Source organism: Oscillatoria sp. CS-180 (assembly GCF_028330965.1).
In the GTDB taxonomy this organism is placed as follows: Bacteria; Cyanobacteriota; Cyanobacteriia; order Phormidesmidales; family Phormidesmidaceae; genus Halomicronema.
Genome location: NZ_JAQMUB010000043.1, coordinates 23,766 through 46,830, shown reverse-complemented (window position 1 = coordinate 46,830; position 23,065 = coordinate 23,766). Strand labels below are relative to the sequence as shown.

Sequence of the window (23,065 nt, the reverse complement as noted above, 5' to 3'; positions counted from 1 at the left end):
AAACTGTCCGAAGTGTTGTCAAACCGTCTTAAGAGAAATATGCGTTTTCAATCCTTATTATAGTCTTAAATCTATATGGTCATACTCATCAAAATAGAATTGTCATTGATTTGACGGTAGTAGACTTATTTCTCAATTTGTCATCTATAGAAAACCTGTCTTACATATTCCAAGATTTTTCTCAAAACTGGTAGTATTCCGTCTGAAGTTGACTGACTGCACGTATGAAGGTGGTAAAACATTTAGGAGTCCTGTACGCATATCAGCGAGTAGCATTCGTTTCGTCAAGGGAAGTAGCCTAAGTATGACTTTAGAGAATAAGACTGTTTTCATCTGTGGGTCTGCCTTGAAAGGACAGCCAGATCACGGTAATCTACAAGGCGCAGTCTTCTTGAGGAAAGCCCAAACCAAACCTTACTATCGCCTACATGCTGTAAGAGACGGTTGGCATCCTGGTATTTACGAAGTTGCGTCAGATGGCATTTCAATTCCTGGCGAGCTATATCAGTTGTCGATAGAGCAATACGAGCATCTGGTTGCTACCGAACCGCCCGATATGTATCCGGCGGAGGTGACTCTGACGGATGGTACAACGGCGATCGCGATGCTCTATCCCCAATCTCTCATCGAGCGAGACGGCTGGCCTGACATTTCTGACATCGGTGGCTGGGCTGCTTACAAAGCACAACAGCAGGCGTAGCTATTTCCGAATCGAGTCCATGTTCTCCAGATACCAGGCATAGGTCTTTTCAATACCTTCCTTCAAACTGGTTTTGGCTCGCCAACCCGACTTCGTCAGCCGTGACACATCCAGCAGTTTACGAGGAGTTCCATCCGGTTTAGAGGTATCAAAAACGAGGTCTCCCGAATATCCCACAACGACTTGAATCGTCAACGCCAGTTCTTTGATAGACACTTCTTCTCCAGTACCTACATTGACGAACTCAGTCTCGTCGTAATTCTGCATGAGGAAAATGAGCGCATCTGCCAAATCATCGACATACAAAAATTCTCGCAATGGTTCTCCCGTTCCCCACACGGTTACTGTGGGTGATTGATTCAATTTAGCTTCGTGAAATTTTCGAATCAACGCGGGAAGAACATGAGAATTAGCGAGATCAAAGTTGTCGTTGATGCCGTAGAGGTTTGTCGGCATCGCTGAGATGAAATTGACGCCGTACTGACGGCAATAGTTTTCACAGAGTTTAAGGCCCGCAATTTTAGCGATCGCATAAGGTTCATTAGTCGGTTCTAGGAACCCAGTCAACAAATACTCTTCCTGCATAGGCTGAGCACATAACTTGGGATAAATACAAGAGGATCCTAGAAATAAAAGCTTCTGAACTTGATGGCGGTAAGCACTGTGGATTACATTCGCCTCGATCATCAAGTTGTCATACAGAAACTCAGCACGGTAAGTGTTATTCGCCTGAATGCCGCCCACCTTAGCGGCTGCAAGAAAAACGTAATCAGGTTTTTCTTGAGCAAAAAACGTGTCAACTGCTTGCTGATTACGAAGATCTAATTCCTTGCTAGATCGCAAAACCAGATTGGCATAACCTTGATCTTTCAGTGCTCGAACAATAGCTCCACCAACTAGACCGTTGTGGCCAGCAACATAGACTTTTGCTTGAGAATCCATATCGTTTCTTTCCTGTTTAAATCAGGATCTATAGCAATTTCAATTAAAGCAAAACCCTGAGTTCATAAAAAGGTCACGGGATATCTGTTGACATCCACAGAACTGAAACGTGACATAGTCGAATCAAAAGCCCCCTGCTTGGTTTTCGCACCAGACTGTTATCCAAGACAGGACTTACTCAAGAGCAGGGCTTGCAAAAACAGGTTATCAAATACCTGTCCTACCTGCGGACACTTTAAGTAAGTCCGGAGAGATACCCGTACCAGAGGACTTTTGAAACTAAATAGTTTTCTGGGGCAACTCAATCAGTCCCCACCTATTTCAGGGATAGCGGTAAGCGACTAAGATTGGCCCGTGATCACCTAGAAGCGCCACTCTCGCTAGGCATCCGTAAAGTAGCCTTATCTAGAATGTCTTTTGGCACGCTGCCGTTGAGCGGAACCAACCCTAATGCTTTCAGGTCAGCGTCCACCATCAAATGGACGAGTTCTTCAAATGTGACCGAAGGTTTCCAGTTCAGTTTTTCAGTGGCTTTGGTAGGGTCACCAATCAGCAAATCAACCTCTGCAGGACGCAAATACCGCTCATCAAAGGCGACATAGTCTTCCCAGTTGAGGTTGACGTGTCCAAAAGCGATATCCAAAAACTCTTTAACTGAATGCGTTTCACCAGTGGCCACAACATAATCGTCAGGCTGCTCCTGTTGCAGCATCAGCCACATCGCTTGAACATAATCTTTCGCATAGCCCCAATCACGCTTGGAGTCCAAATTCCCCATGTACAACTTGCTTTGCCGACCTGCTACGATACGCGCAACTGCTCGCGTGATTTTTCGAGTCACAAACGTCTCGCCTCTTCGGGGTGACTCGTGATTAAACAGAATTCCATTACAGGCAAAAATGCCATAGGACTCACGGTAGTTGACCGTTTGCCAGTGGGCATAGACCTTGGCACAGGCATAAGGACTCCGAGGGTAGAAGGGAGTCGCCTCTCTCTGGGGTACTTCTTGGACCTTACCAAACATTTCAGAGGAACCTGCTTGGTAATACCGAACTTCAATGCCTGTCCGAGATCGATAGTCACGAACGGCTTCCAGCAATCTCAACGTCCCCATACCGACAGAATCGACCGTGTATTCAGGAGAATCAAAGCTGACACGAACGTGAGATTGAGCACCGAGATTATAAATCTCAGTAGGCTTAACCTCTTCCAGAATGCGACGCAAAGTGGTTCCATCTGTCAGATCGCCATAGTGCAAAAAGAGCTTAGCTGTTTGACTATGGGGATCCTCATACAGATGGTCAATGCGGTCAGTATTAAAAGTTGAAGTTCGGCGAATAATGCCGTGGACTTCGTAGCCCTTCTCTAACAAAAGTTCACTAAGATATGAACCATCCTGTCCTGTAATACCGGTAATAAGAGCTACTTTAGTCATTATGAATATTGACTCCTAAAAATACATAATTTGCTTCTAGATATAGCAAGTGCTCAGAGATGTGGCCTCAGCAAATCTACAAGCATTGCACTAAAAACATAAATACCGTCATCTATTTTGGCTTTGAAGTTGTCGAAATGCCAACCAAACGAAGGGAGGGATTGTTTTGAGATATCGACCAAACAGACGTCGAGGTTCTTGGAGCAGTCTATAAAACCATTCCAGGCCGCTCTCACGGACCCATTTAGGGGCATGCTTCTTGACACGCGCATAGACAGGAAAAACAGCACCCACGCCAATCATGACAGAATTCACTTTGCCCCGCTGATCCTCCATCCAGATCTCCTGCTTAGGACAACCTAAAGACACGAAGGTAAACCCCGCGCCACTAGCATTAATGCGCTGAGCGATCGCAGCATTCTCAGATTCAGTCAGTGCGCGGAAAGGAGGTGACTCAACCCCTGCCAATTTCAAATCAGGATAGTCTTGCTTTAATCGCTCTTGCATTTTGCTTAAGACCGGTGGCGTAGAGCCAAAAAGATAGACGGAAAGCCCCTCCTGAACGGCCTTGTCACATACGGATTGAAAAATATCCATCCCGGCAACCCGATCTTGAGACTTAGCGCCAATTTTCCTCATTACCCAAACCAACGGCATACCGTCAGGAGTAACTAGATCAGCCTTCGCAAGGATGCTGCTAAAGCTCTGATTCCAACGAGACTCCATCAGCATATGGACATTGGCAACGCAAACCACCTTGCTACACCGACGTTTCGCCCAATCAACCATAACGCTAATTTGCTCGCCTAGCGTTAAAGCTGTTACTGGTGTGCCAGTTACCTCGACCTTAGGAAAGTTCACTTTTAAATTCCTCGTCTAAAAAATTTCGCACCGCTCAGAACGTCTCAGTGGTATTGCTGGTTTTGAAACCAAACTTTACGGAAATTTCACCAAGATCACAAATGCCTTCAAAAGCCATACTCTGATCTCCGGAGATGCTGAATGTCATCCTTCGCAACAAGAAGCCGCTGTGATCGCCGGGGCATAGACAAAAATATCTGGATAGACCATCCGAGACCTGATGTATTCGAAACCCTCAACAGCTATTGGGGGTTCATCAAATTAGTTTGAATCCATCGCATGTAACAACGACTCGACCTATCAAATCAACTCATTTGTTCATAGTTCACAAAAAATTTAAATAGTGTACGGAATTTTACTTAGACACTTAAAAAAATTATTTAAAGCCCTTTAGATTCTATAGTAGCGAAGACTATAAGTATAATAAACTACTCACTCATTTACGTGTTTTCCCTCGTAACTTTAATGGATTATGGTAGATACATAATTAGCCCTGCTTAAGAGGGAAGTCCTTCAGGATGAGCTGTAAGACAAGCTATGTTGATGCAAGTAATGCGGTATTCCCATCGCCATTGTATAAAAATGGCGTTTACCCTGAAAACATTTTTCCTAAGTGTCTTCGGAATCCAAGTAGGTCTAACCTAGTCTCTTGTATCCAAGTTTTTCGGCAGCGTTACAAAGAATGGCAGATCTACTCATAAACCTATTCCGTAATTTTACAGATAGGCAAAATTTCTATGAAGTCGTTCTCAAAAACTGCCTCCATATGTTTAGCTACGGACATGAATGCTCGCACTCTGCATTCTGTGTTCCGTTTGTAGATTCCGTGTTCATCTGTAATCCTTTCATTCGCCAAGCATTGTGCCAATTTGTGTAACTGAACCCGAAAGGCCCTAGATAGAAACCATGTCTGGAATGAAGGGCGCAATCTCAGCTCCATGACAAACGAGGAATGGATAACTGGTGTCTTTAGTCATGGATGTCGTGTTGCTGAAGCTAACAAGATTGTCAGCACAGCTTTTGCAAAAAAGTTGATACAAGCTATCGGACTGCGATCGCGGACCAGCTATGAGCAAATCGTAGTTGGTCCTAAAAGAAGGGAAGCTACGGTTCTCAAACTAGACAGGTTTAGATGGCCTGCCGGCTTGCCGTAACGGAACTGGCGACGGCTCATTTGTCGCTAGACGGTTTAATTTGTAAGATGCATTGCTAACAAGCAAACGCAAACACGATTTGTGGCTACTTCAAGCAATGCCCTCTTCAACTACTTGGACTGCGTCCGTTCTCTGCATCGTTGCTTTCGGCGTTGGCGGATTGCCGATTATCAGCTGGATTGTTGAGGGACTGGCCCAGAAACGCTTAGCGGATTTAGGGACAGGCAACATCAGTGTCTCAGCAGCGTTTTATCACGGCGGTACAAGGTTAGGGCTGCTTGCAGTTCTGTCTGAGGCCTTAAAAGGGATTGCAGTCGTGACGCTAGCACGATCGCTCTTCCCCGTTTCTCCGGCTTGGGAAATAGTTGCTCTGATTGCTCTGGTGGTAGGACGCTATGTCGTGGGGCGAGGGGCTGGAACAACCAATGTGGTTTGGGGCTACATCGTTCACGATTGGGTGGGCGCTTTGATCATCTTTGTTGTTTCGGGGACCTGGTTTGCCATCGTTCGTCGTCGACAACAGGGTCGTTTATTTGTCCTCATTTTGATTCCCATTGTCGAATTACTGCGACGTCCAGGGCATCCAGCGGCGATCGCGTCCACCATCATTCTCAGTCTTCTTCTGGCCTGGATCTATCGTCAGATCCCAGATGATCTATCGTTGGCCTCCACGCAGCCAGCATCCGATTCTCGTAGAATGTTTGAGTATTTTCGAGGTCGAGATGTGATTAAGTCACTAAGCGATAAACCTCAAGTGCAGCAGATGGGGCGGAAAGCAGCTACCTTGGCGGAACTCAAGCAAGCAGGCTATGCTGTTCCACCCGGTTGGATTCTACCTGCTGCCTCTGGCGTGCGATCGCTTGTGTCTCACTTAGAATCCATCGAAGTCGATCCTTGGCAGCAGCCCTGGATTGTGCGCTCATCGGCAATTAGTGAAGACAGCGAAAGCGCCTCTGCTGCTGGACAGTACGAAACTATTGCTCATGTCAGCACTAGGGCGGCATTAACTGAGGCGGTTGAGCAATGCCGGGCATCTTATCATCGCCCAGAAGCGGAACAATACCGCCGCGATCGTGGCTTGGAAGAACAGTCGGGTATCGCTCTGCTGGTCCAGAAGCAGGTTGAGGGCGTGTACTCAGGGGTGGCCTTTAGCCGTGATCCAGTCGAGCAAGGCAATGCCGTTATTGTTGAGGCTTTAGCAGGCGGTGCCGACCAAATTGTGTCAGGTCGAGTTACTCCACAGCAGTACCGCGTTGATGTCGATGAAGTCGCTTTGACAGAATGGCCGGCTGAGGAGGTATCTCAGTGGGAGCCGGCATCAATCACCCTAGAAGCGCTCAATCAGGGTTTGGAGGACTCCGTGCCTTCAACTCTGATCCAGCAGGTCGCCCGTCTAGCCAGACATTTGGAGCTGTACTACCATGGCATTCCCCAAGACATTGAGTGGAGCTTTGATGGCGAAACGCTGTGGCTGCTTCAGGCACGACCCATTACAACATTGGTCCCCATCTGGACGCGCAAAATTGCCGCAGAGGTCATTCCAGGTGTCATTCGCCCGCTCACGTGGTCCATCAATCGACCGTTGACTTGCGGTGTCTGGGGTGAAATTTTCACTATCGTGTTGGGCGATCGCGCGGCAGGGCTTGATTTCAAAGAAACAGCGACGCTGCATTACTCACGAGCCTACTTCAATGCCACTTTACTAGGCGATATTTTTCGCCGTATGGGGCTCCCTCCTGAGAGTCTGGAATTTTTGACTTTAGGCAGTCCATTTAGTAAGCCTCCGATTCTAAGTACGCTCAAAAATGTTCCTGGCCTGTTACGGCTATTGGGCAATGAATGGAGCTTAATTCAAGAATTTTCTCGGAACGATCGCCAGCAGTTTGCACCTGTCTTACAGCAGCTTCGTCAGGGGCGAGCGTCTTCCCTGCCGGTGTCAGACTGTGTGCAAAGAACTGACTTAATTCTTGATCAGCTCAAAACCGCCACCTATTATAACATTTTGGCGCCATTGAGCTTCGCCTTGCGACGCGCCCTTTTTCAAGTCCCAGAGACTGCGCTGGACCCAAGTCAGCAACCTGAAATCGCCTCTGTGCAAGCCATCAAAACATTGGCAACCTCTGCCCGTCAGCAGTATCCTCACCTCTTAGACTTATCTCAGGGCGAAGGGATTTCTCCTACGAATGCTCTATTTAAAAAGCTGTCAACAGAGCCCAGCGGTCAGTCGCTCTTGACCGAACTGAACCAATTAGTTGAGCACTACGGCTACCTCAGCGAAGTGGGAACAGATATCGCAATTCCGACCTGGCAGGAAGATCCTCAGCCCGTTCGAGATCTGTTTACTCAGTTCTTCTTGAATCCACCCAATGCGCCGGACCGCCCCGAAGACACGACTTCGGAAGAGTCGCCACAGGGTGATACATGGCAGTACCGTCAAGTGCAGAGCCGATTAAATCTAAAGGGTCGGGTTGCCACAGTCTACTTGATGCTGCTGGCAGAATTGCGATGGAGTTTGCTGAGGTTGGAGGAACACGCGATCGCTCAAGGACTGCTACTGCAAGCGGGAGATGCTTTTTTTCTTACTCTTGAAGAGTTGAAACAAGGCGTAGCGGGATTACTGCAAGCATCCACGCTACAGGCTGTGGTGGAGCAGCGGCGATCGCAATTCACTCAGCGTCAGCAGTGGAATACTGTTCCATTCATTGTGTATGGCAACGATCCGCCGGCTGATCCTACCCGTACAAGCAGTCCTCTATCTATAAATGCAGGAGTCTTACAGGGCATTGGAGCAAGCGCAGGACAGGTAGAAGGTCCGGTCAAAATTTTGAACACTTTACAGCTTTCTACCCCTTTGCCGCCCAACACCATCATTGTGGTGCCCTATACCGATGCCGGGTGGGCACCCATTTTGGCCCAGGCAGCGGGATTGATTGCGGAGGTGGGGGGGCGATTGTCCCATGGGGCGATCGTGGCACGAGAATATCGAATTCCTGCAGTCATGAATATTGCTCAGGCGACTCAGCAGTTTCAGGATGGAGAGGTGGTCCGCATTGATGGCCGTGTAGGGACTGTCGAGCGGGTTCAGGACTAAAGGTGAAGGGATTTTTTTGCTGTTATAGCCGGATTCTACAGCTGTTGTCAGTTCCGTTAGGTCAAGGCGGCGGGCCGGATGACTAAAGTTATGCTTAGTGCGCCCGTGGGCTGCTTGGTATGAAAGTTGCCATTGTCAAAACGACTGCTGCCTAGATGACTAAAGCCAAACACTCGAAGGGGACGCGACATATTGCGTCCCCTTCGAGTATTAGAACCCTATAAAGATCAGTGCACCTGTACAGCTGTTAGTGCTGTCACACGGCGGCGCGCAGGTTTTTCGAAGCTTATTCGGCGGTTGCGAGTTCGGTGCTGCCCCGACGACGACGGCTGGTCAGAGTGTTGAACAGCATTTGCCCGATCGCCTTTACCAAGTTGCCTTCTAGCTCTTGGAACATCTCCATATTAAGACCGAAGGCGTCGTTAGCTTCCTCAACAATTTGGTCAGCCATTGCTTCGCTAACGTCAATATCATCCAAAGACTGACGATAAGTTGCTTTAAACGCCTTCTCGTCGCTGATGTCTTCGAACTCGTAGAAAGCAGTGCCTTCACCATCAGTCAAGTTCATTGCTCGCTGAGCAATTCCCTTTAGAATTTGACCACCAGAGAGGTCGCCTAAATAGCGGGTATAAGAGTGACCAACCAGCAGTTCTGGCTGAGTATTGGAAACCTCACGGATGCGATCAACGTAGGTTTGGCCTGCTTTAGAAAGACTGATTTGTTCCCGCCAGTTAGCACCATAGTAATAGTGCAAATCTGTTTCTAAGCTCTGCTTCCGGTGAAGCTCTGGGAAGTAGATTTTAGAAACAACGGAGTGATCTTTATGACGCTCCAGTTCCTCTTCCATTGCTGTGTAGGCAAAGTAGAAGTTGGCAACTAGCTTCCGGTAAGAGTTCTTTTCAACAACGCCACGCAAAAAACATCGGACAAATCCGACGTTCTCAGCCATCGTATGCGCTTTCTTAGTGCCTTCTCGAAGCTTGCTTGCTAAATTACTGCTCATGCTAACGTCCTAGTCTATATTCCTAACTAGCGCTGTAAATTGGGTGTCAAAAACAAAGCCATGAATGTCACAGTATAGGGTTTTGATGAGACTTTTCATTACATTTTTTTACGGCCAAAACCTTATAGTGGATGCATAAACGCATTTTTTCGTGAAAATAGACCGCCAAAGGCTTTGATTGGTCTACGGTGAGGTGGTTGTTCCCAAATAGATGAATTCTGTTCACCTTTGTTTACATGAGGACACGATCGCTATCAGGACACGATTGCACGTTTTTCATTTTTCACCTCCGTAGCTGTCGCTAGTTCCGCTAAGACAAGACGGCGAGCCATCTGGCGATACGCTCAGCTCTGGGTGTTATTGAGTGCACAAATCTAGGAGTCTAAGCTATGTATCCACAGACATCCACCTTCGCTATAAAGCGAGCGGCTCAATCGGGTGCTCACTGCGGATACGATTGCTGTCTACTGCCGAAAGTACTTTATTTTCTGCAGTAGATGACTCCAGGCATTGGATAACGATGTCAGCAACATCGGTTCGGGTGATGCTGCCTGCTGCTTGAACGTTTTCGGTGACGATACCTTGTCCGGTTGCTGGCTCAGATAGCAGCCCTCCTGGACGCACGATGGTGTAGGGCAATTGGCTGGCAATCAAGTGTTCTTCGGCTTTAGCTTTAGCTAGCAGAGCCGGACGCAGCGTTTCCAAGACGGGTGGTGGAAGGGCGATCGCGCTCTCTCGCACACCAATAGAAGACACCAGCAAAAACCGCTGGCACGGCAGCGCCTTAGCCGCATCAATCAGAGTCCGGTTACCCAAATAGTCCGACCGAGGCTCGTCGCGGGTCATTCCTTTACCGCCGACCGTCGTGACGACCTTGAAGGGGGCATCTCCGAAACACTGTATTGCGGTCTTTACAAAATCCGCATCCAGAGCATCCCCAATCTGTATGCTTGCCCCTAGGGATTCTAACTGGGGACGAGTATCAGCTGTCCTGATTAAGGCGATAACTGTATAGCCCTTTTGACAAAGTGCTTTGACGACCTCAAAGCCAACGCCTCGACTGGCACCCGCGACAAAGCAATTCTGAGAAGTGTGTTGATTCATGATGACTTACGGTCGTAGCCTCTCTAACTTAGGAATGAATGAATTTTAAGTTCTCAGTTTTGAGTTTTGAATGATTGAGTCATCGGCGAATCCAAAGTTCAAAGTTGATACTTAAATACGTTCCCGTTCCTTAAAACAGCCTAAACCGTCTAAGTCCTTGCCATGGGAAGTCATTTTTTAGACAGGTCTTATCGGCTGAGTGTGGGGAATGGGGTGGCTTGGCTTAAATGCATGCCGCTATAAGTTTTACTAGTTCAATTGTGCGGCATAGGGGTTTCTACAAAAGCACAGTCTGTTAGGTCGGCTTCGCGAAAAGAGGTTGTCGCTGCGCGCCGTAGCTGCTGCCAGCCATACACTGCGCTGCGTAAAGATACACCAATGCAGGCGAGTGAAGTTGCTGCCAGTAGGCTTCCTCGTCCCCAAGATCCTGTGGTCAACAAATTGCTGCCATTCGTCCACACCAAAAAGGCCAGACCATAAGCTGCGATCGCCCCCATCATCGCGAATAGCGCTTGGATCAGCCCGAAAGCCCTTCTCCAAGCAGCCAGCAGACCCACCATGCCTAAAAACACGGCTCCTGCGACGGCAACCGTAGGATCGTTGTCGGCTAGTCGTCCACCATAGAAGAAGCCTGCCAGAGCGGCTGTTGAAGCATGTGCGGGCGGGGCAGCAACCTTAGCCCAGAAAAACGAGAGTGTTTGTAGACCCGTACTGACTGTGGCGATCGCCAATGCGGTATGCAATGCAAGCACATAGGGCCATGCAGCCTGTCCCGGCAAAGTCCCCATCGTGGCAAACACTAGACTGCTAATGGCATGGAACATGAGCGCGATCGCTAGCAGGACTGGTATCCCCAGTAAGCACCCTTTCTGGGGATAAAAGCCTGTGCGACATCGGACAAAACGGGCCGCAGTCAGATCCGTGCGGGAAAAATCACAGCCTCGCAAATCACACTCTAGGAAGGAAGCCCCACGCAGCCTCTGACCTCGCAGCGATTTGCCTTTCAGGTCTTGGCGAATAAATTTTGATGGAGAAGACGGTGACATTCAGGGACTCAACCCATATTGCATCAGCCCATTGGCTAAAAGCCATAGTCCCAGCGGGCGCGGTAGCCCCTAGCGTCAATGTGGGTAAATTCAGTTGAGCGGGCTAGGCCCCCTCGGTTGCCCCACCAGGCATCCAGCTTAGAGTACACGTCGTGAGGGTGAATCCCTTCAATCCGAAAATTTACGCCATCGCCACTGATATGGCGCGACGTTTTGGAACCGCCCACACGCAGATTCGTGGCGGGATCGCGATACCAAGAAACGATTTCGACGGGGCGATTGTCAAATAGCGTACGAATCTCCTCTAGTGTTTCAGCAATGCGGATCATGCCATACACCACATCGACACTTGCTGGAATCCGGGTGCCGCTGTGGGTCGCTTGTGCCCAAGTGAAGTAGCCGCCTGCAATGATGGGATCATGGCTGTAATAGGTCCCCTGAAAACCTGGAAGGTTCAAAGATTGACCGCGATCGCTCGATGTTTCTTTGCGACCTGCTGGATTAGCATCTTGAGGATAATTGTTGGGTTCAGTGCCTTCAATTTCGACATCAGGAGCGTACACATACCAAGTAATTCGCCCATCTTCACCCAGCGCAGTTCCTGATAGGGTCACCTTCAAGTAATTACCCTCAACTTCGGCGTATGACTGCAAGTCAAAAGACGTGTGCTTGGAGACGAATTCTTTCTCTGACGGTGAGAGCCGATTAAGAGGCGTATGCCTGGCTTTGAAAACAGTATCACTGGTTATTTTCAGCGTAATTTTCTGACCTGAGACTTCAATATCCGCTGCGCTGACGTACCACGTATCAGACAGTTGATCGCCCAACTGCACCTCTGCCAGGGTTAGTTTTGTGTGGTTCGCGATCGCGGGCAAGAAAGACTGCAACTCGAACTCGCGTCCGGCAGCGATGAAAATCTTGTCGCGATCGGAGAGTTCACTAGAGAGCAGAGGTTGCTGTTTGAACAGCGTGTCGTTCAATACGGTAGCCGTAACTCCAGAGCCGACAATCTCGACATCGGCTTTGCGGACGTACCAAGTCAAGGCGTTTTGATTGTCTAAGGCTGCTTTGGTCAGTTCCAGACGGAGATGATTGTGGTTGGCCTCAGTGAAAAACTTGACGTCGTACTCAGCCCCATTTTCCACAAACCGCTTTTCGGTATCAGCCAGTTCGCTAGATAAGACTGGCTGGAGCTTGAACAAAGTGTCATTCTTAGCTTTGACCTTCATAGCATCTGTAAGTGAAGTCTGTAGGTAGAGACAGAACGTGAATTATGCCTCAAAAACCTCGAAACAGATCAACAGTTAGAGGAGAAGAGCTTGTGTTTATCAGCAGCGCGATCGTACACAATCCCTGTGAGTTCACAATTGTCCTCTAGGTGATGAAGCTTTTCGGTAAGGGCCTGTAACAAGATGTTGGGCTGATTTGAGACGGCAGTTTTCACAAGAGTTTCCTCAACAAACGACACAGTTCGAATCAGGCTGTTGGACATAAAAACAGACTGTGGTCTGAAATTTTCACGGACAAAACGGTGTTCCCTCTCTTGCCAAACACTGGAGCAATTTACGACAAAGTGTGATCCGGGCCGAAATTTCATGCCTTCTCAAGATTTTTAGATTGTTTTGTTCTAATGGCTGCATTCACTTAGATAATTTCATCGTGAAGACCAATGACAACTCTTCTTCAACGACAAGATACATCCTTGTGGGAGAGATTCTGTAATTGGGTGACTAGCACCGAAAATCGACTTTATGTCGGCTGGTTTGGTGTTTTAATGATCCCTCTTCTCGGAGTCTCTACAACCGTCTTCGTACTGGCCTTTATTGCGGCCCCTCCTGTTGATATTGACGGCATCCGAGAGCCACTATCGGGCTCTTTGCTGTACGGCAACAACATCATTACGGCGGCTGTTGTGCCCTCTTCTAATGCGATCGGCCTCCATTTTTATCCCATTTGGGAAGCGGCCACGTTAGATGAGTGGTTATACAACGGTGGTCCTTACCAGATGATTGCCTTCCACTACATCCCTGCGTTGCTTTGCTACATGGGGCGAGAGTGGGAGCTGAGCTATCGTTTGGGAATGCGCCCCTGGATTTGTGTGGCTTATTCTGCACCTGTTGCTGCAACAAGTTCCGTCTTCTTGATCTATCCCATTGGTCAAGGTAGTTTCTCGGATGGTTTGCCAATGGGGATTAGCGGCACCTTCAACTTTATGTTTGTCTTCCAAGCGGAACACAACATCTTGATGCACCCATTCCACATGCTTGGGGTTGCAGGGGTGTTGGGAGGCTCGCTATTCTGCGCCATGCATGGCTCTTTGGTCACTTCCAGTCTGATTCGGGAAACGACCGACAGCCAGTCACAGAACTATGGGTATAAGTTTGGTCAAGAGGAGGAAACTTATAACATCCTCGCGGCCCACGGATACTTTGGCCGTCTAATCTTCCAATACGCTAGTTTCAACAATTCACGCTGGCTGCACTTCTTTTTAGCGGCTTGGCCTGTTGTTTGCATTTGGTTTGTCGCCCTGGGCATTAGCACAATGGCGTTCAACCTCAATGGCTTTAACTTCAATCACTCTATCTTGGATTCTCAAGGTCGAATCTTGCCGAGTTGGGCTGATGTGTTGAACCGAGCCAATTTAGGTTTTGAGGTGTTGCATGAGCGTAATGCTCACAACTTCCCTCTAGACTTGGCTAGTGAACCTGCCATTCCTGTTGCTTATCAAGCGCCAAGCATTCCTGTCTAAGTGACCTTTCCTGTGGACGAATGCGTTGAACAACACAGCGCCCTCTAGAGGGGCGCTTTTCTCGTGTGTGGATGCGGTCAGGTTGCCTAGCTTAGGCTTGCGCCCTGACCGCTGTCCTGTTCAACCCTATTGATTCAAGATATTGATTTGTTTCCGAGCGTTTGATAATTCAGCTTCTAGCGCTGCCATCTTCTCTTGAAGATAGACGACTTCATTAGACGCAGATGGTTTCTCGGTGCCTGACGAAGCGTTGGCTTTGCCCGATAAGTTTGATGCCATTCCGGGGTGTAGCTGCCCTAGCTTTTTGAGAGAAGTCGCTGCTTTCTTCTGAGCTTTGTCCTGTAAGCCCTTCGGTGTCTGTCGAAATTCAGAGCGGCGATCGCTGAAGGCTTGAAGGTATTCGTCAATGTAAGGGCGTATTTGGTCTATTTGAGTTTGATCTAGAAGACTGGAAATCTCTTCTAACAACAGTTGATTCCAGGATTCGATAAGCTCCCATTTCACCCCAATACCTGGAAATACCATGATGCACAGCGGAACGAATTCATCCCGAATGGGCGAAAGTGTATTGTCTAGAAAAGACAGCCAGAAATAGGCTTGATTCATTTGTAGGTCACGGATGCAGGAGTGGGTGACTCCGGGATCATTGAGAGATCCGCGACGACTGTAGTGAGCGGGAAATCTTTCAATGAGTTGGCTGTAGGTTCGATGGGCGATCGCCTGACTCTGCGGCAAACACTGCTCAACAATGGCCAGCGCTGGACTGTTGAGAGAATGGTTGCTGGCAGCTAAACAGACCCGTTGCCAAGGGAGTGCAACCTGCTCCTCTACAAATTTGAAATAGGGGGAGATCAAGAGTCGTTCTGCTTCTGACAGACTGTGGAGAATCAGCTCATTGCAGAAATTCAGAATCGTTGTTAAAAAGCCTAAGGTCCGACTGTCTTTAGATTGAATGTGCTGCTGCTGAAACTCGATCAGCAACGGTTCGAGTTCCTGAGCTAGCTTCTCAATGGGGGGCATGCCCCAAGCTTCCATCGACAGAGCTTCTTGCTGCAAAGCACTGCTGTGGTGGCTGGCCATCGACAACGTCGTTCGTAGTCGGTTGGAATCGGCAAAACCCGAAGCAGACAGCTGGTAAATCTCTACCAGTTTGAGATAAATCAGCAAAGCAAAATTAGACATTCGCTTTGCGTCATTGAAATCCACCACTCTAGGAATATAGGAGTAGAGGGACTCAGCTTTGAGGCTCGCCATTTGACATTTAATGACGACAACTCGCTCTGTAATCTTGGCAGCTGTCTTGTAACGTCCTTCTTGAGACGCAGCTTGGATAATGTCTCGACGGAAATCCGCCGTATTTTTCGACTCTGCAACGGACGACCAATCTGGAACGTAGCGTGCTTCCCAAATGTGGGTCAGGAGCTCAACGGCGGGCGTTTTGACATGATGAGAGGCAGAAATCAACATGAGTTTTTTAATAAATAGTGATAGCTAGCAGACAGCAAGAACGATCAGCGTTTATACGCAGAATGGACGTTCTTGGAGAACATGACGATCTCATCTGACAGAGAAACCAGATTTACAAAGAAGGAAACCGTCGGATTTGAAGGGTGACTGCAAGTGTGTTTGACAGACTTGAGTCCCTTGAATATTTAAATCGGTAACTTAGCTCACAGAATCACAAGCAACCGCTTTTGAAATGGGTTGACAGAAGTGCCCTTTTCGAGAGAGGTGCTCTGAATGAAGTCGGTTAACGGGAATTGACTTCGTAATCACTGTTCTCAAGAGAGTAACCGGTAAGACTCAAAAAGATTTGCATTAAACCTGCTGTAATCATAAATTAAAACATACACCGACATATCAAAAGCAATCGGTCTGACATTTTTTACTTTTTTAAAATTCATACTATCTAGATGTTTAAAGTGCGAATAATCAATAGATTTTCCGGATAGGTTAATAGCTACCTAGAGCACAATTGCGTCCGCTGCATTTACTAAAAATGACATAGAATTGATTATTCCTAATAATTTTGATGATTCAATTCGTACCATATGGACCTGCAAGTCCGCAAGTTTAGCTAGAGCACCTATGTAAGCACTATCCCTGCATACCAACGCATCTAGAAACTAGAGAGAACTTTTTGTGTTCAGCATGAGGCGCCGCAATAGTGTCGAAGTCTCTTCAGGGTTGGTATTTTTTTATACCTAGAACTACCCATGCAAATTCATATTAGATCGAATATCAATGGATATTGATTTTGAATAAATATTTATGTATGAACCGACCTCAAAAAGATTTTATGTTTTTTGGGAAGAGAAATATTTTGGGAAACTCAAAACTTTGATGAGAATATTTTGTAATACTTAAACGCAAAAAAGCCCTCTTTGATGAGGGCTACTTACCTGTTCGCTCTGGCACAGGAAGGTTTAGGACCAACGCTGGACAACTAGCCGAATGGAGCCATCTTCTTGCTGCTGTTGTTCAGCAATCTCGAAGCCTTGGTCGGCTGTTTCGTTGAGAAGCTTTTGATAGGCGTAGCGCTGAGTCACTTGCCTGATGAAGCCGTCAACGGATAAAGGCTGCTGCCAAAACTGAAGATCGGCGACGAGGGTGTACTCTTGACCGTTCCAAGCAAAACCAACATCGCGATCGTTGGACTGCTCGATCACAAGAGCAGCTGTGTGGGTTTGACCCTGATAGCCTCTAACCTTAGCGGGGCCTGGTTTCCATTGAATGTCTAAGTCTGTCAGAGCAGTTTGTAGAGCCTCCAGGTCGTGAATGCGGGTTTTGATATGGCTGAAATGGGACATCGTTTTACAACCTTCTGAATACTATGGACTACATGCTGTTGAATCGAAGACTCATTCTTTGTCCATCGGATAGTTCCGGTAGGAATACACGCCGAAGATGACACAGCAGATAACAAACACTAGGAGGGCTGAAAAAATTCCGCTTGCAGTAGAGCCAAATTGGCCTTCTCCATAGGCTAGGTAGAACGTGTTAGGCATTGATCAACTCCATTAGAGACATTTTATTCAAGCTTTTTTATCAGGTAGGGTAGGCGTGAGCTTCAAAACTCAGTGCCCTAATTGATTGAGAAAATCTTTGAAAAATCACATTTTCAATAGGTTGGATTTCGTTGGATTTTGCCCCGTTCAACACCAACCTATCCTTAAAGAGGGCTAATCCAATAGGGTGGGTAGCGCCCACCCTACGGTATTTCTATGGCTTGAACTCAGATCTTGAACTAAAGCATTATTCCCTGCATTCGCTCCCTAAATTCCTCAAATTTAGGAGGCTTTGACCTCAGGACCTCCCAAATTTGGGGGCGGGTGGATTAAAGCAGTAGCGTAAATTCGACTGCAAGGTTCAAGTTAAACAGATTGTTTGCGTTGGTCTTAGTAGTCTGTCAGGCTTGGATTTTGTTGGTTAGGTTGATGTGTAGGAAATCCAGCAAAACTGTTAGCAATGTTGGTTTACTCTACGAGAAGGCAAAGCCTACGCTCCGTTCTACTCAACCTACGCGCACTTCTATTTTTTAGCGTTGACACAGCAGTAATGCGCTAAAAACCAAGATCGGTTGTATTAAAGTTGACGCCCTCTAGGAGGATGGTGCCGTTGTAGACCTGCAAGATAATAATGATGAACAGTAGAAGGGCAACGAGCAATGCTCCCATAACCGGTGCTGTTCCCCAACCGGGGTTGACCCGTCCCGCTTCGGAGTTCAGTCTCCTGAGGGTGTATTGAAGGGGAGCGACTTTTTTAGGGACAAATCTTTGTTCCATAAAATACCTCTATTCAAGAAGCGTAGTGTTTAAGGGGGGTTGATTGAGAGAGGTGGGGAAGCAATACATCGCTTCCCCACACGGGTACAGAGGTTCCCGCGCCAGGTATACCGAGCTAGATTGTGGTTTGCCGGGTTGTGGGATCGCCCACTTTCTTGAAATAGCCCCATTCCACCTGTTCGGCGCTTAATTCGGGGTCGATGCCAGAGAACACGTCTTGGAAGAGCGCTCTGAGGCCGTGCCAAATATGACCAAAGAACCAGACTAAGGCGAAGCAAGCGTGGAAGAAGGCAAAGAACCCTCGGTTACTGGTTCTGAAAGCGCCATCTGAGTTGTAGACGGTGCGATCGAACTCAAACGGTTCACCCAGTTGGGCTTTGCGGGCATATTTCTTCACCGTTTGCGGATCGGTGAAGGTCTTGCCGTCCAGCTGTCCACCATAGAAGGAGACGTTTACACCTGTTTGTTCAAAGCTATATTCAGCATCCGATCGCCGGAATGGAATATCGGCTCGTACAGTTCCTTCTTGATCAAACAGAACAACGGGGAAGTTTTCAAAGAAGTTGGGCATTCGCCGGACTTCCAATTCCCGACCTTGCTTGTCTTCAAAGACGGGGTGACCGAGCCAGCCTGTGGGCAAGCCATCGCCATCAACCATGCGCCCGACTCGGAATAGACCGCCTTTGGCCGGACTGTTGCCAACATAATCATAGAAAGCCAGTTTTTGAGGAATGCTTGACCACGCTTCTGATGGGCTTTTGCCTTCCGCTTCCGCTGCGTGAACTCGACGGTTAATTTCCTGTTTAAAGTATCCTTGGTCCCACTGATAGCGAGTTGGTCCCCACAGCTCGATGGGATTGGTAGCTGTGCCGTACCACATCGTTCCTGCTGCAATGAAACCACCCGCAAAGAAAACCGCTAAACCGCTAGCCAGGGCACCCTCGATGTTCCCCATCCTGAGTGCCTTGTAAAGGTATTCTGGAGGCCGCACGAGAATATGGAAAAGACCACCGATGATGGCGACAATACCTGCGGCAATGTGGTGGGCAACTACCCCTCCCGGATTTTGAGGATTAAAGCCAGCGGGTCCCCATTCGGGGGCAACGCCTTGGACGTGTCCAGTTAGGCCAAACGGATCAGAGACCCACATGCCCGGACCGAAGACGCCCGTCAGGTGAAAAGCTCCAAACCCAAAGCAAAGGAGTCCTGCTAGCAGCAGGTGAATGCCAAAGACTTTAGGCAGATCGATGATGGGTTCGTCGGTTTTGGGATCGAAGAAAGTAGCGACATCCCAATAAACCCAGTGCCAGCAGGCCGCAAGAAATTCTAAGCCGGAGAAGACAATGTGAGCAACAGCGACCATTTCAAAGGTCCAGAAGCCTGGATCGGCAAAGGTTTCTCCGGTGATGCTCCAGCCTTGCCAAGAGTTAGTGACGCCCAAACGGGCAACGAAGGGCAGCAAAAAACAACCCTGTCGCCACATGGGGTTGAGAATTGGATCGGTGGGGTCGTAGCGAGCTAGCTCAAATAGCAGCATAGAGCCGGCAAACCCAGCACAAAGCGCATTGTGCATGAGATGCACTGAAAGCAGTCGTCCTGGATCATTAATGACGGAAGTATGGACGCGGTACCAAGGCAGTCCCATGGGGTCTTCTCCCGGATGTTAAGTGAACATGTGTTTAGGATTTTGTTATGGGGACTCACGGGTGTGAGTCCCTACGGTGCTTTCCTTATGGGGTTCACAAGTGCGAATCCCTGGGGGATCCTTGCCGTGAGTCTTTACACGGCGGATCCCATGAAATGAATTGCCCTAGCGGAGGCTGGGGTCGATGGGGGGCATGGAAAGGACAGGTTCGTTGTCGCGATCGATCCCGGTCTCAAATCCGGCGGCGGTTGCACGAGCACGGCCTGAGTGCCAGAGATGACCGACTAGGAAGAAGAAGGCGAAGATGAAGTGTGCTGTTGCCATCCAGGTGCGGGGCGAAACAAAGTTGAAGGCGTTTGTTTCGGTCGCTAAGCCTGCAACTGAGTTAATTGACCCCAATGGAGCATGGGTCATATATTCAGCGGCTCGCCGTAGCTGCCAAGGTTGGATGTCGTGCTTGATTTTCTCTAGATCCAAGCCGTTGGTACCCCGCAGTGGCTCTAGCCAAGGTGCGCGGGCATCCCAAAAGCGCATGGTTTCACCGCCAAAGATGATTTCTCCAGTCGGCGATCGCTGCAAATACTTACCCAACCCGGTCGGTCCCTGAGCCGAGGCCACATCCGCCCCCAAATTCTGATCTCGTGCCAAAAACACTAAAGATTGAGCCTGGGATGCTTCTGGAATAGTGGGACCGTAGAAAGCGCTGGGATAGACCGTATTGTTGAACCAAATGAATGCAGTAGCGATGAACGCCTGTCCGGCAACGTTGCCTAGGCTTTGAGCCAAATAGGTTTCTCCCGTCCACGGATACAGGTTGTATGTCCAACGCAGGGGCGGTACCAAAATATGCCAAATTCCGCCAATCACGAGCAAAGAACCCACCCAGATGTGCCCACCGATGACATCTTCCAGATTGTTGACGCTGACAATCCAACCACTGCCACCCGTTGGCAAGCGGAATAGATAGCCAAAAATGACGCGGGGGTCGAGGGTCGGATCTGTAATCATCCGCACATCACCACCACCGGGTGCCCAGGGGTCATACAGGCCGCCCCAAAACATTGCCTTGCAGACAAACAACAAGGCAAAGAGACCTAACATTAGGATATGAAATCCCAAAATTTGGGCAACTTTGGCGCGATCGGTCCAGTCAAACTGGAAAAAGCCTGAGAGCTTTTCGGGGCCTTGAATAGCATGATAAATGCCGCCAGCGCCCAAGACAGCGGAGCCGATCAGGTGAGCTACACCAATGGCGAAGAAGGGGAAAATACTGGTTACGGCACCGCCTTGACCCACGCCAAATCCGAGCGTGGCAATATGGGGCATCAAAATACATCCCTGCTCATACATTGGCTGAGACAGGTTGTAATGGGAGACTTCAAAGAGCAACATGCCGCCTGCCCAAAAAGCAATCAGTCCAGCATGGGCAATATGTGCACCTAAGAAGCGTCCCGTTAGTTCAGGGGTAATGAAGCGGGCATTGCCTGCCCACCAGGCGAAGCCACTAGAGGCTTCGTCGTAGCCGGGTCTGGCTGGAGCAAAGATAGAACCTTCCTCCGCCGGCAGCGTGGCCGATACGTCTGGTACGGTTTCGATGGGTGTTTCCACAGGGGAATACCTCCTGGAAATAGATAAACTTCGTTGCTACAAGGTTTTCTTTTTGGCGGAGACTGACGCGAACCCTGTTCTGCTGGCCCGCGTCAGTCCTGATGGGGTTATTCAGAGAATCCCCGAGGGAGGACCTCTTCTGGGAAGACAAACTTCTTCGCCGGCTGGTCTAGCTCTGCCATCCAAGCTCGAACGCCCTCGTTGAGCAGAACGTTTTTGGTGTAGAACGTTTCGAATTCTGGGTCTTGTGCAGCGCGGATTTCTTGGCTCACAAAGTCATAGGCCCGTAGGTTGAAGGCCAATCCGACCATACCGATCGCGCTCATCCACAAGCCTGTCACTGGCACAAACAGCATGAAGAAGTGCAGCCAGCGCTTGTTCGAGAAAGCAATCCCAAAAATTTGAGACCAGAAGCGGTTAGCCGTCACCATTGAGTAGGTTTCTTCGGCTTGAGTCGTGGCGAAACCCTTAAATGTATTTTTGCCATCTGAGTCCTTAAACAGCGTATTTTGCACGGTCGCACCGTGAATGGCACAGAGCAGCGCTCCACCTAATACGCCGGTAACCCCCATCATGTGAAACGGATTCAGCGTGTAGTTGTGAAATCCCTGGAAAAACAGTAGAAAGCGAAAGATAGCGGCAACACCGAAGCCAGGAGCAAAAAACCAGCTCGACTGACCCAGGGGATACATTAAAAAAGTAGCGACAAAAACGGCGATGGGAGCTGAGAAGGCGATCGCGTTGTAAGGCCGTAAACCCACTAAACGGGCTACCTCAATCTGCCGCAGCATGAAACCCATGAGTGCGAATGCGCCGTGGAAAGCGGTGAAAGTCCACAGTCCGCCAATTTGACACCAGCGAACAAAATCCCAGTTGGCTTCGGGTCCCCACAGCAGTAGCAGTGAGTGCCCCATGCTCTCGGCAGGCGTTGACACAGCCACCGTGAGAAAGTTGCAGCCTTCCAGATAGGAACTGACTAAACCGTGGGTGTACCAAGAGCTGACAAATGTCGTGCCCGTAAACCAGGCTCCGAGTGCCAGATAGGAACAGGGAAACAGCAATAGACCAGACCAGCCAAGGAACACAAAGCGATCGGCCTTTAACCAGTCATCTAGTTCGCCTACCCAGCTTCTGGTGGGCTTAACTGCGCCCATTGAAATCGTCATAATGATGTCCTCATTTCTCCAAACGTGTCCAAAGGGTTGAGTCAATGTGTGGGCAGATTTTCTGCCCCTGCAGGATGGGATGACTGACCTTATTGGTCAGCCGATCCGCTAAACGGGTTCGCTTTCCCCAGGACCGTCATTCATGAAATAGGGTGGTCCTGGTAGCGCGAGTTCTTGAATGATTTCGTCGAAGTAGGGAATAATTCTGGCGGCGTCGGCTTCCCCTAACTGCGCGATCGCCTCTGCCTTGAGACAGCGCATATATTGCAGAATGTTGGCTAGGGGAATGCCAATGTTGGTGTATATCTCCTTGATGCCCACCAAGCCGATTTCTCTTAAGGGGCGATCGTCACCGGCCAGCAGGCAGTAGCTAATCAAGCGGACATACCACCCCACGTCGCGTTTGGCCGCTTCCGTTTTGCGGCGATTACCGCTATTGCTGGGCGTTTTGGGGCAGACTCGCCAGAATTGTCGAGTGCCGCGCTCGACAATCGTCGGCGCCTTGGCTTCTAACGTCTTGGCTAATCGAATACGCTCAGTTCCGGTTTTGCAGAATGTCCGAATCATCCGCAACTCGCCGGGTGTCGGATAGCGCTTTTCTTCATCAGCATTGAGAATGACTTGTTTAACGATGCTCATGGGTTTGAGATTTGAAATAAATTTGAATGCCCCCAAACCAGCCGATATAAATTCGGTAGGCGAAGGGATTGCAAGGGCGATTAATAGGCTTCAACCGCGCGTAGAATTTTTGGGTTGTTAAAGAAGGGGAATGCATG

General features: G+C 48.8%; 19 protein-coding genes. 3 read left to right on the top strand and 16 right to left on the bottom strand.

Annotation, left to right across the window (positions count from 1 at the left end):
• The first annotated feature begins 304 nt into the window (after positions 1 to 304).
• On the top strand, positions 305 to 700 hold the full coding sequence (locus PN498_RS10490; protein ID WP_272062695.1) for an allophanate hydrolase-related protein: 396 nt from the start codon (positions 305 to 307) through the stop codon (positions 698 to 700).
• On the opposite strand, the gene fcl is transcribed toward PN498_RS10490, so the two are convergent.
• The 3 genes from fcl to PN498_RS10475 all read right to left on the bottom strand — a co-directional run bounded on the left by fcl (position 701) and on the right by PN498_RS10475 (position 3,938).
• Positions 701 to 1,642 (bottom strand): GDP-L-fucose synthase, encoded by a 942-nt coding sequence (gene fcl, locus PN498_RS10485; RefSeq protein ID WP_272062694.1) that lies wholly within the window; start codon positions 1,640 to 1,642, stop codon positions 701 to 703. It abuts the gene before it with no gap.
• 358 nt (positions 1,643 to 2,000) lie between these two features.
• Positions 2,001 to 3,077: a GDP-mannose 4,6-dehydratase gene (gene gmd / locus PN498_RS10480; protein WP_272062693.1), complete on the bottom strand. Its 1,077-nt coding sequence runs from the start codon at positions 3,075 to 3,077 to the stop codon at positions 2,001 to 2,003.
• Between the two features lie 108 nt (positions 3,078 to 3,185).
• The gene (locus PN498_RS10475) at positions 3,186 to 3,938 is read right to left on the bottom strand and encodes a WecB/TagA/CpsF family glycosyltransferase (RefSeq protein ID WP_272062692.1); all 753 of its coding nucleotides are present in this window, start codon (positions 3,936 to 3,938) and stop codon (positions 3,186 to 3,188) included.
• Positions 3,939 to 5,189: 1,251 nt separating this feature from the next.
• Here PN498_RS10475 and PN498_RS10470 point away from each other — a divergent pair.
• A complete protein-coding gene (locus PN498_RS10470) occupies positions 5,190 to 8,183 on the top strand; it encodes a glycerol-3-phosphate acyltransferase (protein WP_272062691.1) in 2,994 nt (997 codons plus the stop codon).
• A 56-nt stretch (positions 8,184 to 8,239) separates the two neighbouring features.
• Here the strand turns inward: PN498_RS10470 and PN498_RS10465 are convergent, their stop codons facing one another.
• The 6 genes from PN498_RS10465 to PN498_RS10440 all read right to left on the bottom strand — a co-directional run bounded on the left by PN498_RS10465 (position 8,240) and on the right by PN498_RS10440 (position 12,780).
• Complete coding sequence (locus PN498_RS10465) at positions 8,240 to 8,374, bottom strand: hypothetical protein (protein WP_272062690.1); 135 nt, start codon at positions 8,372 to 8,374, stop codon at positions 8,240 to 8,242.
• 95 nt (positions 8,375 to 8,469) lie between these two features.
• The gene (locus PN498_RS10460) at positions 8,470 to 9,186 is read right to left on the bottom strand and encodes a biliverdin-producing heme oxygenase (protein WP_272062689.1); all 717 of its coding nucleotides are present in this window, start codon (positions 9,184 to 9,186) and stop codon (positions 8,470 to 8,472) included.
• Positions 9,187 to 9,600: 414 nt separating this feature from the next.
• On the bottom strand, positions 9,601 to 10,290 hold the full coding sequence (locus tag PN498_RS10455; RefSeq protein ID WP_272062688.1) for an SDR family oxidoreductase: 690 nt from the start codon (positions 10,288 to 10,290) through the stop codon (positions 9,601 to 9,603).
• 254 nt (positions 10,291 to 10,544) lie between these two features.
• Positions 10,545 to 11,336, bottom strand: a complete 792-nt coding sequence (locus PN498_RS10450; protein WP_272062687.1) for a pentapeptide repeat-containing protein — start codon at positions 11,334 to 11,336, stop codon at positions 10,545 to 10,547.
• A 35-nt stretch (positions 11,337 to 11,371) separates the two neighbouring features.
• A complete protein-coding gene (locus PN498_RS10445) occupies positions 11,372 to 12,565 on the bottom strand; it encodes a D-Ala-D-Ala carboxypeptidase family metallohydrolase (protein ID WP_272062686.1) in 1,194 nt (397 codons plus the stop codon).
• 68 nt (positions 12,566 to 12,633) lie between these two features.
• Positions 12,634 to 12,780 carry a hypothetical protein gene (locus PN498_RS10440; protein ID WP_272062685.1) on the bottom strand — a complete coding sequence of 49 codons (147 nt, stop codon included), beginning with the start codon at positions 12,778 to 12,780 and terminating at the stop codon, positions 12,634 to 12,636.
• 225 nt (positions 12,781 to 13,005) lie between these two features.
• Between PN498_RS10440 and psbA the strand changes: the two genes are divergently transcribed.
• Complete coding sequence (gene psbA / locus PN498_RS10435; RefSeq protein ID WP_272062684.1) at positions 13,006 to 14,085, top strand: photosystem II q(b) protein; 1,080 nt, start codon at positions 13,006 to 13,008, stop codon at positions 14,083 to 14,085.
• A gap of 126 nt (positions 14,086 to 14,211) precedes the next feature.
• Here psbA and PN498_RS10430 read toward each other — a convergent pair whose 3' ends face one another.
• The 7 genes from PN498_RS10430 to apcD form a co-directional block, all read right to left on the bottom strand.
• Positions 14,212 to 15,552 (bottom strand): hypothetical protein, encoded by a 1,341-nt coding sequence (locus tag PN498_RS10430; protein WP_272062683.1) that lies wholly within the window; start codon positions 15,550 to 15,552, stop codon positions 14,212 to 14,214.
• 959 nt (positions 15,553 to 16,511) lie between these two features.
• A complete protein-coding gene (locus PN498_RS10425) occupies positions 16,512 to 16,895 on the bottom strand; it encodes a DUF1257 domain-containing protein (RefSeq protein WP_272062682.1) in 384 nt (127 codons plus the stop codon).
• A gap of 753 nt (positions 16,896 to 17,648) precedes the next feature.
• Positions 17,649 to 17,870, bottom strand: a complete 222-nt coding sequence (psbH, locus tag PN498_RS10420; RefSeq protein ID WP_272062681.1) for a photosystem II reaction center phosphoprotein PsbH — start codon at positions 17,868 to 17,870, stop codon at positions 17,649 to 17,651.
• A gap of 115 nt (positions 17,871 to 17,985) precedes the next feature.
• Positions 17,986 to 19,515 carry a photosystem II chlorophyll-binding protein CP47 gene (gene psbB / locus PN498_RS10415; RefSeq protein ID WP_272062680.1) on the bottom strand — a complete coding sequence of 510 codons (1,530 nt, stop codon included), beginning with the start codon at positions 19,513 to 19,515 and terminating at the stop codon, positions 17,986 to 17,988.
• A gap of 165 nt (positions 19,516 to 19,680) precedes the next feature.
• Positions 19,681 to 21,060, bottom strand: a complete 1,380-nt coding sequence (psbC, locus tag PN498_RS10410; RefSeq protein ID WP_272062760.1) for a photosystem II reaction center protein CP43 — start codon at positions 21,058 to 21,060, stop codon at positions 19,681 to 19,683.
• 170 nt (positions 21,061 to 21,230) lie between these two features.
• Positions 21,231 to 22,277 (bottom strand): photosystem II D2 protein (photosystem q(a) protein), encoded by a 1,047-nt coding sequence (gene psbD / locus PN498_RS10405; RefSeq protein WP_442951413.1) that lies wholly within the window; start codon positions 22,275 to 22,277, stop codon positions 21,231 to 21,233.
• Positions 22,278 to 22,397: 120 nt separating this feature from the next.
• Positions 22,398 to 22,928, bottom strand: coding sequence for an allophycocyanin subunit alpha-B (gene apcD, locus PN498_RS10400; RefSeq protein ID WP_272062678.1), 531 nt, complete (start codon positions 22,926 to 22,928; stop codon positions 22,398 to 22,400).
• Between the last annotated feature and the right edge of the window lie 137 nt (positions 22,929 to 23,065).